This window comes from Achromobacter ruhlandii, assembly GCF_902859695.1.
Lineage (GTDB): Bacteria > Pseudomonadota > Gammaproteobacteria > Burkholderiales > Burkholderiaceae_B > Achromobacter > Achromobacter ruhlandii.
In genome coordinates, this window is the sequence record NZ_CADIJL010000015.1 from 78,109 (window position 1) to 95,418 (window position 17,310).

Annotated in this window: 19 protein-coding genes; 8 read left to right on the forward strand and 11 right to left on the reverse strand. The window is 69.0% G+C overall.

Annotated elements, in window-relative coordinates:
• The first annotated feature begins 78 nt into the window (after positions 1-78).
• Together dapA and bamC are read left to right on the forward strand one after the other, a co-directional pair.
• Positions 79-984 carry a 4-hydroxy-tetrahydrodipicolinate synthase gene (gene dapA, locus HV742_RS18730; protein WP_054417738.1) on the forward strand — a complete coding sequence of 302 codons (906 nt, stop codon included), beginning with the start codon at positions 79-81 and terminating at the stop codon, positions 982-984.
• A gap of 17 nt (positions 985-1,001) precedes the next feature.
• Positions 1,002-2,126, forward strand: a complete 1,125-nt coding sequence (bamC, locus tag HV742_RS18735; RefSeq protein ID WP_175146111.1) for an NlpB/DapX family lipoprotein — start codon at positions 1,002-1,004, stop codon at positions 2,124-2,126.
• Between the two features lie 203 nt (positions 2,127-2,329).
• Here bamC and HV742_RS18740 read toward each other — a convergent pair whose 3' ends face one another.
• From HV742_RS18740 to HV742_RS18775, 7 genes are all read right to left on the reverse strand, one after another.
• Entirely contained in the window at positions 2,330-2,557 is a 228-nt protein-coding gene (locus HV742_RS18740) for an endopeptidase (RefSeq protein ID WP_080977372.1), read from the reverse strand.
• A gap of 217 nt (positions 2,558-2,774) precedes the next feature.
• Positions 2,775-3,968, reverse strand: a complete 1,194-nt coding sequence (locus HV742_RS18745; RefSeq protein ID WP_175146112.1) for a ribosomal protein uL16 3-hydroxylase — start codon at positions 3,966-3,968, stop codon at positions 2,775-2,777.
• Positions 3,965-6,619 (reverse strand): DNA mismatch repair protein MutS, encoded by a 2,655-nt coding sequence (gene mutS, locus HV742_RS18750; RefSeq protein ID WP_059271982.1) that lies wholly within the window; start codon positions 6,617-6,619, stop codon positions 3,965-3,967. Before mutS ends, HV742_RS18745 begins: the two co-directional genes overlap by 4 nt.
• Positions 6,620-6,786: 167 nt before the next feature.
• Positions 6,787-7,413, reverse strand: coding sequence for a pyridoxamine 5'-phosphate oxidase family protein (locus tag HV742_RS18755; RefSeq protein ID WP_049072886.1), 627 nt, complete (start codon positions 7,411-7,413; stop codon positions 6,787-6,789).
• A 133-nt stretch (positions 7,414-7,546) separates the two neighbouring features.
• Positions 7,547-7,852 (reverse strand): cupin domain-containing protein, encoded by a 306-nt coding sequence (locus HV742_RS18765; protein WP_175146113.1) that lies wholly within the window; start codon positions 7,850-7,852, stop codon positions 7,547-7,549.
• A 238-nt stretch (positions 7,853-8,090) separates the two neighbouring features.
• Entirely contained in the window at positions 8,091-8,354 is a 264-nt protein-coding gene (locus tag HV742_RS18770) for a hypothetical protein (protein ID WP_063579915.1), read from the reverse strand.
• A 108-nt stretch (positions 8,355-8,462) separates the two neighbouring features.
• On the reverse strand, positions 8,463-9,362 hold the full coding sequence (locus tag HV742_RS18775; protein WP_175146114.1) for a LysR family transcriptional regulator: 900 nt from the start codon (positions 9,360-9,362) through the stop codon (positions 8,463-8,465).
• 86 nt (positions 9,363-9,448) lie between these two features.
• On the opposite strand from HV742_RS18775, the gene HV742_RS18780 reads away from it, so the two are divergent.
• From HV742_RS18780 to HV742_RS18795, 4 genes are all read left to right on the forward strand, one after another.
• The gene (locus HV742_RS18780) at positions 9,449-10,459 is read left to right on the forward strand and encodes an NAD-dependent epimerase/dehydratase family protein (RefSeq protein WP_175146115.1); all 1,011 of its coding nucleotides are present in this window, start codon (positions 9,449-9,451) and stop codon (positions 10,457-10,459) included.
• 91 nt (positions 10,460-10,550) lie between these two features.
• Complete coding sequence (locus HV742_RS18785; RefSeq protein WP_175146116.1) at positions 10,551-11,456, forward strand: aldose epimerase family protein; 906 nt, start codon at positions 10,551-10,553, stop codon at positions 11,454-11,456.
• 78 nt (positions 11,457-11,534) lie between these two features.
• Positions 11,535-11,891 carry a hypothetical protein gene (locus tag HV742_RS18790; protein WP_049072891.1) on the forward strand — a complete coding sequence of 119 codons (357 nt, stop codon included), beginning with the start codon at positions 11,535-11,537 and terminating at the stop codon, positions 11,889-11,891.
• A 127-nt stretch (positions 11,892-12,018) separates the two neighbouring features.
• Complete coding sequence (locus tag HV742_RS18795) at positions 12,019-12,372, forward strand: antibiotic biosynthesis monooxygenase (RefSeq protein WP_063579912.1); 354 nt, start codon at positions 12,019-12,021, stop codon at positions 12,370-12,372.
• A 94-nt stretch (positions 12,373-12,466) separates the two neighbouring features.
• Here the strand turns inward: HV742_RS18795 and HV742_RS18800 are convergent, their stop codons facing one another.
• The 3 genes from HV742_RS18800 to HV742_RS18810 all read right to left on the reverse strand — a co-directional run bounded on the left by HV742_RS18800 (position 12,467) and on the right by HV742_RS18810 (position 14,720).
• A complete protein-coding gene (locus tag HV742_RS18800) occupies positions 12,467-12,766 on the reverse strand; it encodes a hypothetical protein (protein WP_376750538.1) in 300 nt (99 codons plus the stop codon).
• A 118-nt stretch (positions 12,767-12,884) separates the two neighbouring features.
• Positions 12,885-13,898 (reverse strand): zinc-binding alcohol dehydrogenase family protein, encoded by a 1,014-nt coding sequence (locus HV742_RS18805; RefSeq protein ID WP_054503116.1) that lies wholly within the window; start codon positions 13,896-13,898, stop codon positions 12,885-12,887.
• Positions 13,899-13,925: 27 nt separating this feature from the next.
• Positions 13,926-14,720 carry an SDR family NAD(P)-dependent oxidoreductase gene (locus HV742_RS18810; RefSeq protein WP_049072895.1) on the reverse strand — a complete coding sequence of 265 codons (795 nt, stop codon included), beginning with the start codon at positions 14,718-14,720 and terminating at the stop codon, positions 13,926-13,928.
• 109 nt (positions 14,721-14,829) lie between these two features.
• On the opposite strand from HV742_RS18810, the gene HV742_RS18815 reads away from it, so the two are divergent.
• Positions 14,830-15,741: a LysR family transcriptional regulator gene (locus tag HV742_RS18815; RefSeq protein WP_049072896.1), complete on the forward strand. Its 912-nt coding sequence runs from the start codon at positions 14,830-14,832 to the stop codon at positions 15,739-15,741.
• Between the two features lie 12 nt (positions 15,742-15,753).
• On the opposite strand, the gene HV742_RS18820 is transcribed toward HV742_RS18815, so the two are convergent.
• Entirely contained in the window at positions 15,754-16,257 is a 504-nt protein-coding gene (locus HV742_RS18820) for a DUF6496 domain-containing protein (protein WP_049072897.1), read from the reverse strand.
• Between the two features lie 188 nt (positions 16,258-16,445).
• Between HV742_RS18820 and HV742_RS18825 the strand changes: the two genes are divergently transcribed.
• Positions 16,446-16,664, forward strand: coding sequence for a dodecin (locus tag HV742_RS18825; RefSeq protein ID WP_006386517.1), 219 nt, complete (start codon positions 16,446-16,448; stop codon positions 16,662-16,664).
• Positions 16,665-17,310 lie beyond the last annotated feature (646 nt).

A 17,310-nucleotide genomic window follows, 5' to 3' on the forward strand; every position in this document is an offset into this window, starting at 1 on the left:
CAATATCCGTTAAACTCAGCGGTTTCATTGATTCTGGCCCTGGGGCATCCCGCCGTGGGGCTTTGGAGCCCCTCATTTATGGCATCCCCTGCAACCGCCGCAGGCGTTAATTTCCAGGGCAGCATGGTGGCCCTCGTCACCCCGATGCAGCCCGACGGCAGCCTGGACTACGCGGCCTATCGCTCGTTGATCGACTGGCACATCCAGGAAGGAACCGATGCACTGGTGGTGGTGGGCACCACCGGGGAATCGCCGACGGTCTCCATGGAAGAACACGCGGAACTGATCCGCGTCGCGGTCGAGCATGCCGCGGGCCGCATCCCGGTCATCGCCGGGGTGGGCGCCAACTCCACCGACGAAGCCATCCACCTCACGCGCCACGCCAAGGCGGTGGGCGCGCAGGCCGGCCTGTCGGTGGTGCCGTACTACAACAAGCCGTCGCAGGAAGGCCTGTACCGTCACTTCCGCGCCATCGCGGAAGCCGTCGATCTGCCGACCATCCTGTACAACGTGCCGGGCCGCACCGTTGCCGACATGAGCAACGACACGGTGCTGCGCCTGGCCCAGGTGCCGGGCATCATCGGCATCAAGGACGCCACCGGCGACATCGCCCGCGGCGGCCTGCTGCTGCGCGAGGCGCCGGCCAGCTTCCAGGTGTTCAGCGGCGATGACCCCACCGCCGCCGCCCTGATCCTGCTGGGCGCGCGCGGCAATATTTCCGTGACCGCCAACGTCGCGCCCAAGCTCATGCGTGACTTGTGCGCCGCCGCCCTGGCGGGCAATGTGCCGAAGGTGCGTGAACTTAATGCGCACCTGGCCCGTCTGAACAAGGCTTTGTTCGTTGAAGCCAATCCTATTCCCGTCAAGTGGGCGTTGGCCGAAATGGGCCGCACCGCGCTGGGCTACCGCTTGCCGCTGGTGGAACTGGGCGCATCGCACCACGAAACGGTGCGTCGCGCGCTCCAGGAAACGGGCCTGCTCTAAATATCGTGAGGATACGTATGAACAAGCGTCATGCCGGTCTGTCGGCATTGATGTCTCTGGTGTTGTTGGCCGGCTGCAGCGAGGTCAACCAATTCCTGGGCAATGAAGAGTCCGTCAATTACAAGAGCGCCGTCACGCAACGTGGCGAACCGCTCAGCATCCCGCCCGACCTGACCCAGGCCGCCAGCGATCCGCGCTATCGCGCGCCGACGTCGGGCTCGACCACCTATTCGCAGTTCCAGCAGCAGGGCCAGGCCCAGGCCTCCGCGCCCAAGGCCAGCAACGTGCTGCCCAACCGCCAGGACATGCGCGTCGAACGCGATGGCGACCTGCGCTGGCTGGTGGTCGACCGCGCGCCCGAGGACGTGTTCCCGCGCCTGGTCGACTTCTGGACCGAAAACGGCTTCACCGTCGCCAGCAACAATCCGGCCGCCGGCCTGATCGAGACCGACTGGGCGGAAAACCGCGCCAAGATCCCGGAAAGCTGGCTGCGCCAGGCCCTGGGCGCGGTGCTGGAGTCGGCCTGGGACAGCGGCGAGCGCGAGAAATTCCGCACCCGCGTCGAACGCGTCAACGGCCACACCGAGATCTACGTCAGCCACCGCCAGATGCTCGAAAAGCGCGTCGGCGGCGACGGCTCGCAAGTGCAGTGGCAGAACGGCAAGGAAGACCCGGGCCTGAACGCCGCCATGCTGGCGCGCATGATGGTCTACCTGGGCACCGACGTCGACAACGCCCGCAAGCTGGTGCAGCAGGCGGAAGCCGCGCCGCAGAAGCCGGCGGTGCAGCAGGACGTCCGCGCGCAGGGCGCGGCCCTGATCGTCAGCGAATCGTTCGACCGCGCCTGGCGCCGTGTCGGCGTGGCGCTGGACGGCGGCGGCTTCTCGGTGGACGATCGCGATCGTTCGGCCGGCGACTACTTCGTGCGCTACGTCGACACCGACACGGGCGAGAAGATCGACCAGCCGGGCTTCTTCAGCCGCATGTTCTCGGGCGACAAGAAGGCCGAGGCGCCGCAGTACCGCATCCACCTGGTCGGCAGCGGCGAACAGACCACCGTCACGGTGCTGGACGCCAAGGGCGAACGCGACAACAGCGCCACCGCCCAGCGCCTGCTGAGCGTGCTGAAGGACAAGATGTAATTGCTGCGTATCCCGGCGGGCGCCACGGCGCCCGCACGGCTCCGGAAAAGGCCCTTCGCGGGCCTTTTTCTTTGCGCGCGGGGGTTCGGGTATGCCGCGGCGGCGGCACGCGCGGGAACGGCGCCCGGCGGCGCGCAAACAAAAACCCCGGCGCGGGGCCGGGGTTTCTGCTTGCCGTGATCAGCGCGGGGGTTGTTCGCTGATCAGGACGCGGGCGTGGTCGAGCCGCCCGGGGTGTTCGAACCGCCGCCAGGCGTGGTGCCAGGCGTGGGGGCGGGCGCCGGCGAGCTGGCCGGCGGCGTGCTCGAGGGGGCCGGGGTGGTGGCGCCCGGCGTGGGGTTGTTCGCGGGGGCCGGGGCATCTTCCTTCTTGTTGCACGCGCTGAGCGAGACCGCCAGCACCGACGCAATAATCAAGGTTTTGCTCATCATTTTTGGACTCCTGTAGATGACGACTCTTGAAACCCCGTCAGGGGAAACCAGAATCCAGGCTACAGGAACGCGTAAGCCTTGCGAGTGTGAAAGTTAAAAAGGTCGCATCCCAACGGCAACAAACCTTTCCGCGCGGTGTGATGTCTTGCTTTATGTGACCCTGCGCATAGACCTCATTGCGTTCTGTGCAAGACGGATACGCGCAGGTTTCCGGATACTACGAGGCGACGTAATGGATCCAGCCCGAGTCGAGCCAGTCCGCCAGGCAAGCGCGCGCCTCGTCCGACAGGCGCGCGCAGGCCGGATCGGCGCAGTCCAGGCTGCGCGCATCGGCCAGCTTGCAGAGCGCGGGCGCGGCCGGCGTCATGGCGGTTTCGCCGTTGATGAAAAGCTGCTTGCCGCGATAGAGCATGCGGCTGCGGCGGTCCAGCACCAGCCTGCCGCTGGCGGGCCAGTCTTCTTCCAGGTCCACGTCCAGGCCTTCGGGGCCGTCGAACACGCTGAGATTGCTGGGCTCGGTCAGCCAGCAGCCCAGGAAGCGCGAGGCCAGCGCGTCGTCGAAACGCAGCTTGCTGACGGTGTCGAGCGTGGCCTGCACCAGCGCATCCGGCACCTGCGCCGGCGTGGTCACGGCGGCCTGGGCCGGATCACGGTAGACAGCCGACAGCTTGGGGCCGGGCAGCGCCGGCTCGCCGTAGGGACCGCCCAGCAGGCCGACGCGCGCCATCACCTGGTCGGCGGCGGCTTCGAGCAGGCCGCGCGCCAGCGTGGCCTGCGTGGGGGCGCGGAAACCGATCGAGATGGTCATGCAGCCGTCGCCGGCGGCGATGCCGTCGTGCGCGGCCTGCGGCGGCAGGTAGAGCATGTCGCCCGGCGCCAGCACGGCCTGTTCCTCGGGCTGGAAATGGCTGAGGATCTTGAGCGGCAGGCCGGGTTCGAGCGACAGGTCCTTCTGGCGGCCGTAGCGCCATTCGCGCTCGCCGGCCGCCTGCAGCAGGAACACGTCGTAGCTGTCGAAGTGCGGGCCGACGCCGCCGCCGTGGCTGGCGATGCTGATCATCACGTCATCGAGCCGCGCGTCGGGGATGAAGCGGAACTGCTGCATCAGCTCGGCCGCGGCGTCGCTGTGCAGGTCGACGCTTTGCACCAGCAGGGTCCAGTCGCCTTCGTTGTCCTTGGGCAGGCGGGCGAAGGGGCCGTTCTCCATCTGCCATTCGCCATTCTCGCGCCAGATCAGGCGCGATTCGACGTCGTCGCGGCGCGCCAGCTTCTTGATCGCGGCGATGGTCACCGGCGGCTTGAAGTCGGGGATGGCCTGGCGGATCAGCAACGGCTTCTTCTGCCAGTAGCGGCGCATGAAGTCGTTGGGGCTCTGGTTGCCCAACAGCGGCAGGGGATGGTCGAGGTTCATTGCAGGTGCTTCTTCAGGCGGTAGAGGGCGTCCAGCGCTTCGCGCGGGGTCAGGCTGTCGGGATCGATGCCGGCGAGTTCCTCGCGCAGCGTGTCCAGCGCCTCGATGGCGTCGGCGCGGTCGGCTTCGGCGTAGGCCTGCGCGTCGGCCTCGGCCGCGGCCGAGAACAGGCCGAGCTGCGGCGTGGGCGCGCCTTGCGCTTCGAGCCGTTCGAGTTCGCGCGTGGCCTGGCGGATCACGGCGGCGGGCACGCCGGCGCGTTGCGCCACCTGGATCCCGTAGCTGCGGCTGGCCGGGCCTTCGCGCACTTCGTGCAGGAACACGATGCCGCCGGCCGACTCGGCCGCGGCCAGGTGCACGTTGGCCGAGGCGGGTTGTTCGGCGGGCAGGCGCGTCAGTTCGAAGTAGTGGGTGGCGAACAGCGTCAGGGCGCGGTTGTGCGCCAACAGGCGGCAGGCGATGGCCCAGGCCAGCGCCAGGCCGTCGTAGGTGGAGGTGCCGCGGCCGATCTCGTCCATCAGCACCAGGCTGTTGGGCGTGCTGGCCGCGAGAATGGCGGCGGCCTCGGTCATCTCCATCATGAAGGTCGAGCGTCCGCCGGCCAGGTCGTCGGCGGCGCCGATGCGGGTGAAGATGCGGTCGATGCGGCCGATGCGGGCGCGCGCCGCCGGCACGAAGCTGCCGATGCGCGCCAGCAGCACGATCAATGCCACCTGCCGCATGTAGGTCGATTTACCGCCCATGTTGGGGCCGGTGATGAGCAGCATGCGGCGCGCGGGATCGAGGCGGCAGCCGTTGGGCGTGAAGCGTTCGATGGCCTGTTCGACCACCGGGTGGCGGCCGGCGTCGATGTCGATGTCGGCCTGCTCGGACAGTTCGGGGGCGATCCAGTCGTGGCGCCGCGCGTGGTCGGCCAATGCCGCCAGCGTGTCGAGTTCGGCCAGCGCGCCGGCGCAGTCGGACAGCGGGCGCACGTGTTCGGCCAGCACGTCCAGCAGTTGCTCGAACAGCCACTTCTCGCGCGCCAGCGAGCGGTCCTGCGCCGACAGCACCTTGTCTTCCCAGGTCTTGAGTTCCGGGGTGATGTAGCGTTCGGCGTTCTTGAGCGTCTGGCGGCGGCGGTAGTCTTCGGGCACCTTGGCGGTCTGGCCCTTGGTGACCTCGATGTAGAAGCCGTGCACGCGGTTGAATTCGACGCGCAGGTTGCTGATGCCGGTGCGCTCGCGTTCGCGCGCTTCCAGCTGCACCAGGAAGTCGCCGCCGTCGGCGGCCAGGGCGCGCAGTTCGTCGAGTTCGGCGTCAAAGCCGGCGGCCAGCACGCCGCCGTCGCGGATCGCCACGGCCGGTTCGGGGGCGATGGCGCGCATCAGCAGGGCGGCCAGCGCCGGGTCCACCGACAGATGCGAGACCAGGTCGTTCAGGCGCGGCGAGGCGGCCATCGGCGCGACCAGGTCGCGCAGCGCCGGCAGGGCTTGCAGGGCATCACGCAGGCTGGCCAGTTCGCGCGGGCGCACCGAGCGCAGCGCCAGCCGCGCGGCGATGCGTTCGATGTCGGGGAAGGCGTTGAGCGCGCCGCGCAGCGTCTCCAACAGGCCCGCCGAGCCGAAGGTCTGTTCGACGTCCATGCGCCCGGCCAGCAGCGTCGAGATGGCATGCTGGCGGGCGTGGGCCTGTTCGTTCTCGCGCAGCGGATGGTGCAGCCAGCGGCGCAGCAGGCGGCTGCCCATCGGCGTGCGGCAGCCGTCCAGCAGCGAGAACAGCGTGGGCGAATCCTCGCCCGACAGCGTCTGCGTCAGTTCAAGGTTGCGGCGCGTGACCGGATCGAGCAGCACGAACTGGCCGGGGCGCTCGGCCGACAGGCTCTGCACGTGCGCCAGCGCCTGCGACTGGGTGCGGGCGGCGTAGCGCAGCAGCGCCCCGGCGGCGCAGATGCCGGCCGGCATGTCTTCGATGTCGAAGCCCGCCAGCGTGTCGGTCTTGAAATGCGCCAGCAGGTGCGCGCGGGCGCCGTCGCTTTCGAAGTGCCAGTCGGGCACGCGCGAACGGGCGCCTTCGAACGGGAAGTCGAATTCGGCGCTGTCGGCGCAGACAATCTCGGCCGGCGCGATGCGGTGCAGCTCGGATTCGAGCTGCGCCGGCGCGCATTCGGTGACGCGGAAGTCGCCGCTGGCCAGATTCAGCCAGGCCAGCCCGGCGCGCGGCGCGCGCGCGTTGCCGGTGACGAACACCGCGGCCAGCGCGCGGTCGGCCTTGGCCGGCAGCAGCGCGTCGTCGGTCAGCGTGCCGGGGGTGACGATGCGCACGATGCGGCGCTCGACCGGGCCCTTGGAGGCCGCGGGATCGCCGATCTGTTCGCAGATGGCGACGGATTCGCCCATCGCCACCAGCCGCGCCAGGTACTGCTCCATCGCGTGCACCGGCAGCCCGGCCATGGGGATCGGCGTGCCGTTGGAGGAGCCGCGCTTGGTCAGCGTCAGGTTGAGCAGGCGCGCCCCGCGTTCCGCGTCTTCATAGAACATTTCATAGAAGTCGCCCATGCGGTAGAACAGCAGCAGGGGGCCAGCCTCCGCCTTCAGGCGGAGGTATTGCTGCATCATGGGAGTGTGGCCGGCGTGGGCCTCGGCGGCGGTGGTCTGTGTTGCGGAATTCATGCCCGTGATTGTATCGGGCCGGGGCGGGGCGGGGGAGCTGAGGCAGAGGGGGCGCGGCGCCGCCCGGCCAGGTTGCCCGGCGGGGGAACCTTCAGGCCAGGAAGGGCAGCAGGACGATGCCGTGGACCAGCACGAAAATGCCGACGAGGCTCATGGAACCGCGCGTCTCAGTACAACGTGCTGGCCACGCGCGCCGGCAGGTCCCGGTCGTAAGCCACGCCATCGAAGGTGCCAGCGGTCAGGTCGGACAGCATGCGGCCGACGCTGGGCAGCGCCGTGCGCGGGATCTGGGTGGCGGGATCCCACAGCCGCGAGCGCAGCAGGGCGCGCGAGCATTGGAAGAACACTTTCTGTACGTCGACGATCAGGACCGAGCGGGGCTGCTTGCCGTCCATCTCGAACCGTTGCAGCAGCGCCGGGTCGACGCTGATGCGCGCGGTGCCGTTCACGCGCAGCGTTTCGTTGACGCCGGGAATCAGGAACAGCAGCGCCACGCGCGGCTCGGCCAGGATGTTGCGCAGGCTGTCGATGCGGTTGTTGCCGCGCCGGTCCGGCAGCAGCAGGGTCTTTTCATCCTCGACCACGACGAAGCCGGCGGGATCGCCGCGCGGCGACACATCCAGGCCGTCCGGGCCGGAGGTGGCCAGCGCCGCGAACGGGGCGGCCTCGATGAAGGCGCGGTAGTGTGGATGGACGTGGTCCACTTCTTTTTTCAGCGAAGCTTCGCCCGGTTCGCCATACAGGGCTTGCAGGGCGGCGGCGTCGGTAACGAGATGGGCGGTGTCCAGGGGCATGGCGAAGGCTCGGGGAAAGGGGGCGGCGGCGGGCGATTGGACCCGTGCCGGCATGCTGCAAACGGAGAAGAATACCTCACGGGTGCCGCCGCGTTCGCGCTCGCAGTCAGCGAGCGTCATATCCGTCGCGGCCTCAGCTGCCGACCGGATCGACGATCATCAGCACGCCATGGCTGCCCGTGACGACGGCGTGCGGCACGCCGGCCGGCGCCAGGTACATGCCGCCGGCCGCGACCTCGATCACTTCGTCCCGCACCGACAGGCGCAGGGCGCCGCTGATGACGATCAGGGCCTCGTCGTAGTCGTGGGTTTCGGCGGGGGAGGGCTGGCCATCCATCCGCAGGACTTTGATGTTGCTGCCGCCCGTTCGGGCGAGCACGTCGGATTTCCAGGCGTCGGGCAGGCGGCTGGCGGCGTCAACCAGATTGAGCAGGGGCATGGTCGGTGTATCGGGACGGCGCCCGAGCGGATGGGCTGCGCTTGCATGCCCCGGGAAAGAGAAAAGCGGTTCAGCCTTCCTGGCCGTAGCCGAAGGGCCAGCGGCGGCGGGTGGGTTCGGGCTTGGCGGTGTCTTCTTGCATGTTTTTCTCCGTAGGGTGCATTCCGGGAAATTCTATTTCCCGAGATGTAACAGCATTGCAAGGGATCGTTAGCACTCTATCGCCGCGGGCGGCTCGTCAGTCGGCCGCGAACAGCGTGACCTGGCGTTCGAGTGCGTACGTGGCGCGGTAACTGGCGGGCGTGGCGCCGCGATCGATCAGCAGCAGCCCTTCGCGCTCGGCAGCGGCCAGCACGTCGCGCAGTTTCTGGCCGCCGTCCAGGCCGGTGGCTTCCTGCAGCCGCCGCAAGGGGAGGTAGTCGCCATTCTTGACGCCGGCCAGGCGCGGGAAGGCGCTGAGCCAGATGCTGCGGCTGGGTGGGGAATTGATCAGACTGGTCATGGGGTGGGGCGCCCTTGCGGTCGGATTGCTGTATGGATAAACAGTATATCCGAACATCGGACCGGATCCCGACCGCATGTCGCACCGCCGGGAGCCGGGCCGCCGGCGCTAGCGCGTTGCTTCCGTATGGGCCAGCAGGCATTGCACCAGCGCGTCGAACACCGCTTTGCAACGCGGGCTGGCGCGCAGGTCTTCGTGCATGGTGATCCAGGTTTCGAGCTGGAATGACACATGGTCGGGCAGCACCGGCGCCAGTCGCCGGTCGCGGCGGGCCAGCGCCACCTGGCAGAAGCCGATGCCCGCGCCGGCGCGGATCAGGGCCAGTTGCGCCAGGTCGCTGTCGGCCCGCAGGGCGAAGCTGTCGCGGCTCCAGGGGACCGCCAGGCGTTTGCCGGCGCCGCGCAGGAAGGGGGTTTCGGTGTCATAGCCGATGAGCGTGTGGCCGGCCAGGTCGGCCAGCGTGGCGGGCGTGCCGCGGTGGCGCAGGTAGTCCTTGCGCGCGTACAGACCGATGTCCACATGGCCGACCGGGCGCGCGATCAGTTGTTCCTGCTTCGGCGGCGCCATGCGCACGGCGATGTCGGCTTCGCGCAGCAGCAGGTTCTGCACGCGGTTGGTGGGGGCCAGTTCGAGGGTCAGGCGGGGGTGGTCGCGGCGCAGGCGCGCCAGCACCGGGGGCAGCACCTCGATGCCGATGACCTCGCTGGCCGAGATCCGCACGGTGCCGGAGACACCCGGGCCCTGCGCGGCGGCCGCGCGTTCCAGGGCCGCGGCGTGGCTGTGCATGGCTTCGGCGTAGCCGCGCAGCGCCAAGGCGGCGTCGGTGGCCAGCAGGCCGGTCGGCGAGCGGGTGAACAGGACTTGGCCCAGGGCCCGTTCGAGCGCCGCGATGTGACGGCCCACGGTGGGCTGGGTGATGCCCAGCGCCCGTGCCGCGCCGGACAGGGAGCCCTCGGCGAGCACGGCGAGAAAGCTGCGATAGAGTTCCCAGCCGATCGGTTTGGTCATGCAGAAATGTATAGCGGCAGGGCGAAGTTCGGCAATTTATTTCGTATGGCCGCCGCGCCAGAATGGTCGCCATGGATTCACGGGAGATGACCATGACGATGATCGAATCGAGCCGGCCGGGCGCCGCGCTGGTGCTGGGCGCCACGGGCGGCGTTGGCGGCGAGGCGGCGCGTCAGCTGCGCGACGCCGGTTGGGGCGTGCGCGCGTTGGCGCGCGGGTTGGCGACGGAAACGGCGCGGCGCGACGGCATGACGTGGCTGCGCGGCGATGCCATGAATCGCCAGGACGTGGCGCGGGCGGCGCTGGGGTGCGAGGTGATCGTGCATGCCGTCAATCCGCCGGGCTATCGCCGCTGGGGCGAACTGGTATTGCCGATGATCGACAACACCATTGCGGTGGCGACCGCCCAGGGCGCGACGATCGTGCTGCCGGGCACGATCTACAACTACGGGCCGGATGCGTTTGCGGTGCTGCGCGAGAGTTCGCCGCAGCATCCGCTGACGCGCAAGGGCGCGATCCGGGTGGAGCTCGAACGCCGCCTGCGGGCGGCCAGCGAACGCGGTGCGCGCGCGCTGGTGCTGCGCGCGGGTGATTTCTTCGGCCCGCGCGCCGGCAACAACTGGTTCTCGCAAGGACTGGTCAAGCCGGGGCGGCCGTTGCGGCGCATCAGCAACCCGGGGGCGCCGGGCGTGGGGCATCAGTGGAGCTATCTGCCGGACGTGGGCCGGGCGCTGGTCGAGCTGCTGGCGCGGCGCGAGGCGCTGGCGCCGTTCACCGCCCTGCATATGGCGGGGCATTGGGATCCAGACGGCACAGGGATGACGGCGGCGATCGCGCGGGTGGCGCGCCGTCACGGCCTCGAACCGCGCGTGGCCGCATTTCCATGGGGATTGCTGCGGCTGGCGGCGCCTTTTTCGGAGACCGTGCGCGAGCTGCTGGAGATGCGTTACCTGTGGCGTCAGCCGCTGCGCATGGACAACGCGCGCCTGGTCGGCGTGCTGGGCGCCGAACCGCATACGCCGCTGGACGAGGCGGTCGCGGCGACGCTGCGCGGGCTCAATTGCCTGCCGGCCGCGTTGCCGGCGGCCGTGGCCTGAAGGGGGAGGCGGCGCGTCTGGCTTGCTGGCGCCGGACCGGGCCATGCACAATGGCGCCACGCGGCCGTTCGCAGCGCCGCGGGAGCGCCCGATGCCTGATTTGCCCTTTCCCGCGACGCTGGATGCCAGCGAACGCGTAACCATCGCCCACGGCCCGCACCGCGCCGAGTTCGCGCCCGGCGGCGGCGGGCGCCTGACGCGCCTGTCGACCGATGCGCACGACTGGATCGTGCCGCTGGCCGAGACGGATTGGCCGCTGGCGCAATGGCCGCGCGCCGGTTCCTATCCGCTGGCGCCGTACTCGAACCGGGTGCGCGACGGGGTGTTCACTTTCGGCGGCGCGCGGCATGCGCTGCAATCCTTGCCGGGACGGCCGCAGGCGATCCACGGCGGCGGCCTGTACCAACCCTGGGAGGTGCGGCACCTGGCCGACGATGCCGTGGATCTGGTGCTGCGGCAGCCTGCCGGCGTGCTGGGCTGGCCGTGGCCGTATGAATGCGTGCAGCGCTACCGGCTGGATTCGCGCGGCCTGTCGCTCACGCTCGTGATGATCAACCACAGCGACGCGCCGATGCCATTCGGCTGCGGCATTCACCCGTATTTCACCGCGACGCGCGTTGCCTTGCATGCGCGACGCATCTGGCCGACCGATGCCGATGGCCTGCCCGGCGCCAGCCAGACCGCCCACGTGCGCGAGATGGGCCAGTCGGCCGAGGGCTGCGATACCTATCTGTCGCAGTGGGGCGGCCGCGCCACGCTGCACTGGCCGGATGGCCATGAACTGGCGCTGCACGCCGATCCGGCTTTCGCGCACCTGGTGGTCTACACCGCGCCGGGAGCGGATTTCCTGTGCGTGGAGCCGGTCACCAATGTGGCCGACGCCTTCAACCTGGCGGCGGCGGGCGAGACGCGCACCGGCCTGCGTGTGCTGGCGCCGGGCGAGCGTTTCAGCGCGTCGATGCTGCTGGCGCTGCAAGCGCCGCGTGGCGGGCGTTGATGGCGCGCGGCGATGCCGCTGGCAACGACCGGACGCTCCGGCGATAATCCGGCAAAAACCCAATCCAGGAGTCGTTACGTGAAAAAGCTCAGCACCGAACAATTGCAGGCGGCCGCCGAAACGCTGCGCCGGGTGCAGGCCAGGCTGGCCCGTTCGGGCAACCTGCCGCTGGAGCCGACGATCTACGCTTGCGCCAAGGGATTCCGGCGCAACGTGCCCGACTATGTCTGGTCGTGGCTGTCGGGCCTGCTGGCCCCGCACAAAAGCCTGTCGGCCTGGATGGACACGCACCAGCCGGGCTGGCGCGAAGGCAAGATTCCGGCCGCGGCGGTCTATGCGCGAACCGAAAACGGCTGGTTCGACTGGCTGATCGCGCAACTGGAAGACGAGATCCGTGATCCGCACGCCCGCGCCCGGCGCGACGGGCAGGCCTGATCCGGGTCCGAGCCGGGAAGGCGCGCGATTGCGGACGGCAATGTCCGTTGTCTCGCGCCCGCCGGCCTCTTTTTCGCGGCGTCGCGCCGGGCCATAGTGTTGCCTGTCTTTCACCACAGGAGCCGACATGGCCTTTCCCGTTTCAGCCACCTTCAAGCCCGCGCCGGATGGCACGGTATTCATCGTCAACGTGATTCATGCCCATCCGGGCCGGCAGGAGGACGCCTTCCAGGCGATCCAGGAGGTGGTGCATTATGTGGCGCGCACCAAGCCGGGGTTCCTGTGGAGCAACCTGGCCAAAAGCACGGACGGCAAGACCGTGGTGAACATCGAGGCGATCTCGGGGGCGGGAAAGGTCGACGAATTCTTTTCCGATCCGGTGTTCGTGGAGAAATTCCGCAAGCTCGACGCGGTATCGACCAGCGAATTCCACACCTACCAGGTCGATGACCTGGTGTTGCCCGGGCTGCCCGCCGCCTGAGCCGACGGCGCGCCAGGTTTCGCGCTATTTGATCGGGCTGTGTGAAGAAACGCGCGGCGGCGCCGACAGGATGTGTCGGCGGCTCGGGGCGGGGTCAGGCGCGCGCCCGCGAACGCGCCGCGCGCAGGCGCCGCAGCACCAGCACCAGCAGTTCCTGCGCCGTGGCCACCAGCAGGGCGGCCAGGATCGAACCCATTACCAGGGCGTCCCACAGACGCGGCGGGCCGACCCGGAACTGGATGGTGTCGAACACCAGCCCGGCGGTGATGCCCGCCACGATGACGGCTTTCCAGCCCTGCAGCGGCACCAGCCGCAGCATCAGCAGGGCGACCGCCACCATGCCCCAGAGCATGGGTTCCCGCGCTTGGTCGAACAGGTGAGAAATCAGAGCCAACTCCCGAAGGCGCGGCGGCGGGCGGCAGGCCCGCGGCGCGCAGTCGAGGTTTTACCTCTTTCTCCGGGCGAATGCGAGACGCCCGTCCCATTTTTTTCGTCGGGACGGGCCGGGCGGATCAGAATCCTTCCAGCACCACCTTGCCGCGCGCCTTGCCGCTCTCGATGAAGGCGTGGGCGCGGCGCAGGTTTTCGGCGTTGATGCGGCCGTAGTGCTCGCCCAGCGTGGTGCGCAGGGTGCCGTTGTCGATCAGCCGCGCGGCCTGGTTCAACAGCTCGTGCTGGGCGATCAGGTCGGGCGTGTTGTGCAGCGGCCGGGCGAACATGAATTCCCAGTGCAGCGAGGCCGACTTGCCCTTGAGCAGGCGCACGTCGATGGCGGACGGATCGTCGATCAGCGCGATCCTGCCCTGCGGCGCGATGGCTTCGGCCAGCTGCGGGAAATGCTGGTCGGTCTGGGTCAGGCCGGCGATGAAGCTGACCTGCGGATGGCCGATGCGCTTGAGTTCCTCGGCCAGCGGGCGGGTGTGGTCGATGACGTGATGGGCGCCCAGCTCGGTGACCCAGGCCTGGGTCTCGGGCCGCGAGGCGGTGCCGATGATGGTCAGGCCGGTCAACTGGCGCGCCAGCTGCACCAGGATCGAACCGACGCCGCCGGCCGCGCCGACCACCAACAGGGAGCCCTGGCTGGGCGCGGCGTTGTCCAGCACGCGCAGGCGGTCGAACAGCAGTTCCCACGCGGTGATGGTGGTCAGCGGCAGCGCGGCGGCCTGGGCGAAATCCAGGCTCTGCGGCATGCGGCCGACGATGCGCTCGTCGACCACGTGCAGTTCGCTGTTGGCGCCGGGGCGGGTCAGGGCGCCGGCGTACCAGACGCGGTCGCCGGGCGCGAACAGGCTGGTCTTGGCGCCCACGGCGCGCACGATGCCGGCGGCGTCCCAGCCGATGATCTCGGGCTGGCCGTCCTTCGGCTTGCGGTTGGCGCGGATCTTCACGTCCACCGGGTTGACGGAAATGGCTTTGACTTCGACCAGCAGGTCGTGGTCGCCGGGCACGGGCTCGGGCGCGGTGATGTCCTGCAGCGATTGCGGATCGGTGGCGGGCAGGTTCTGGAAGTAGGCGATGGCTTTCATGGGGGATCTCTGGACGGGAAAAAGGGATCAGGCGATGGTGCGGACCACGCCGCCGTCGACGCGCAGGGCGGCGCCGTTGGTGGCCGAGGACTGGCGCGAGCAGGTGTAGACGACCATGTTGGCCACTTCCTCCACCGTCGCCAGCCGGCGCAGCAGCGAGCTGGGACGATGCTGGGCGATGAAGTCGCGTTCCATCTGTTCTTGCGGCAGGCCTTGTTCCCTGGCCATTTCGGCGAAGAAGTCGACCACGCCTTCGGAGCGCGTCGGGCCGGGCAGCACGGCGTTGACGGTCACGCCGCTGCCTGCGGTCAGCTCGGCCAGGCCGCGCGAGACGCCCAGCATCGCGGTCTTGCTGACGCCGTAGTGGATCATCTCGGCGGGAATGTGCAGCGCCGATTCGCTGGAGATGAAGACGATGCGGCCCCAGTCGGCGGCCAGCATGCGCGGCAGGTAATAGCGCGACAGGCGCACGCCGCTCATGACGTTGGTGTCGAGCATGTAGCGCCAGTCGTCGTCGGTGATCTCGGTGAAGGACTTGGGCGCGAAGTAGCCGGCGTTGTTGACCAGGATGTCGACGTCGGGATGGGCGGCGCAGATCGAGGCGGCGCCGTCGGCGGTGGACAGGTCGGCCTGCACGGTGTGGACCTGGGCGCCCGGATGCTGGCGCGCGACGGCGTCGGCGGCCTGCTTGAGCTTGTCGGCGTTGCGGCCGTGCAGCACGACCTGGGCGCCGGCCTCGGCCAGGCCTTGGGCGATGGCCAGTCCGATGCCGCCGGACGAGCCGGTGACCAGGGCCTTCTTGCCGTCGAGTTCGATTTTCATGGGGGACTCCAAAAGCGTGGGGGTGACGTCATCATTACCCAGTGGCGAATGCGGAAAAACCGGCTAGCATCGGACTCAGTTTCAATAATTTTTTGAAAATGAGCCCTTCATGGTTCGGTTTGAAGACCTGCGCATCTTTGTGGCGGCGGCGGATCACGGCAGTTTTTCGGCTGCCGCGCGCGAGCTGGACCTGACACCGGCCGTGGCCAGCGCCGCGCTCAAGCGGCTCGAACTGTCGCTCGAAACCCGCCTGTTCGTGCGATCGACGCGCAGCCTGCGGCTGACCGGCGACGGCGAGCGCTACCTGGAATACGCGCGCGCCGCCTTGTCGAGCCTGCAGGCCGGCCAGAGCGCGCTGGCGCGCGACAAGACGGCGATCTCCGGCACGCTGTCGGTGTCGATTCCGTCGGACCTTGGCCGCCATGTGCTGCTGCCCTGGCTGGACGAATTCCAGCAGCGCCATCCGCGCGTGAACTTCCAGGTGCGCATCAGCGACCGTCTGGCCGACCTCTACCGGCAGCCGGTCGATATCGCGCTGCGCTACGGCACGCCCGGCGATTCGGGCCTGGTGGCGCTGCCGCTGGGCGAGCACAACCGCCGCGTCGTGTGCGCCGCGCCGGCCTATTTCGCGCGCCACGGCATGCCGCGCACCCCCGCCGACCTGCGCCGCCATAACTGCCTGTGCTTCGTGCTGGGCGAGTCCCTGCACGACCGCTGGGCCTTCGAGCACGAGGGCGACGCCGTGACCGTGCCGGTCAAGGGCGACCGCGTTGGCGACGACGGCGACCTGGTGCGGCGCTGGGCGCTGGCCGGCCACGGCGTGGCCTACAAGTCGCGCTACGACGTGCTGGCCGATCTGCGCGCCGGGCGGCTGGTGCAGGCCTTGCCCGACTACATCGGCGAACCGTCGCCGCTGTACCTGCTGTGCGTGCACCGCATGCTGCTGTCGCCCGCGGTCAAGCGCCTGCGTGAATTCCTGCAGGCGCGCCTGCGGGAGTTCGAGGCCGGCGCCACGCCGTGACCGCCGCGCCGCTCAGTGATGGGCGGCGGCGCGGTTGGCGGCGCGGGTGCGCGCGGCTTTCTTGGCGGCGGCCGAGCGTCCCGCCGCGCCCTTGGTGGCGGCGGCCTTTTTCGCGGCGGCCGAACGATCCGCCGCCGTGCGCCGGCTGGCCGTCTTGGACGCATGGCGCGACAGGGCGGACTTGGACGCCGGCTTGGCGCTTTCACGCTTGAGGGCGCGGGTGGTGGCGCGGGCGCGCGTGGCGGATTTCGCGTGGCCGTCGTGCGCCGCCTCGCTGTCCTGCTTGGCCTTGCGGCGGGTGGCCGCGCCGGCCTTCTTGGGCGAGGGCAGGTCGACGCCGGCGCGGCGCGCCTTCGACAGGCCGATGGCGATGGCCTGCTTGGTCGAGCGCACGCCGTGCTTGCCTTCGCGCACGTGGTCGATTTCCTCGCGCACGAATTCGCCCGCTTGGGTGGATGGGGACTTGCCTTGCTTCTTGTCGCGCGCGGCGCGTTGCAGCGTTTTCCGTTCAGGCATGACAACCTCCTGGCTTGCGTTTCAGAAGCGAGACCGCGACGTGGGCGAGGCCGCGCCGACGGAACTCGTAACACCACTCTATGCCCCACGCGGTATCCTGTGTGTTCGAATGGATTGCCGGTCGTAAGCGCCGGAACCCCGCGCGCGGCCGACGATTCGCAACGCTTCCCCCTCAAAGGAGACAAGCCATGTCGAATCATGTCTACAAGCAGATCGAACTGGTGGGCTCGTCCACCAAGTCCACCGACGATGCGATCAGCAAGGCCATCGAACGCGCGTCCGAAACGCTACGCCACCTGGATTGGTTCGAGGTCACCGAGGTGCGCGGCCACATCAAGGACGGCAAGGTGGCGCACTGGCAGGTCGGCCTGAAGATCGGCATGCGGCTGGAGGATGGCGACGTCTAGCGCGTCGCCGGGGCGCGGTCCCCGCCGCACAGGGGGGCGTGCAGGTCGCGGGCGCGTCCGCGCGGCTGCTCCTTTTTTGAGCGCTGACTGCAAGTGCTTGCCGGATAAGCTTTTTTTCAGCTTGTCATGAGACTGTTCAGAGGTTTGTCCACATTCCGTGGGGACAAATCCGGCCGCGCGCCGCATCCATCGCGCGGCGGCGGTCGCGGTCGTACGGCGGGAGCGGCCCTGGGCGTTTATTGCCCGCTCGCCGCAAGGCCTTGGCGGCAAAGGGATTTTCGTGGCTGCCCGCAGGCTGTCCTCAGCCTTATCCACATTTCCCGGGGACAACCCGGCACCTTTTCGGGCCGCGCTGGGCCTTTCTTGATCACCCCTCGCAGGTGCTTGATGTGCAAGGGAAAAGCCGAGCTGCCCTCATTCTGTCCTCATGCTTGTCCACAGAATGCTGGGACAAATGCCCGTGTTGGCGCGTGTGCTGGCGCCAGGCGCGGGATTCGTCCTTCAGGCGGTGGATAAGTGCTCCGGCGATCGGCCAAACGGTCGATTGCGCATTTTTTGATCGACACTTGCAAGTGCCTGGCATGACAGGCTTTTTCGCACCTGCCCCACAGCTGTCCTCAAGCTTCTCCACAGTTGGCGGGGATAT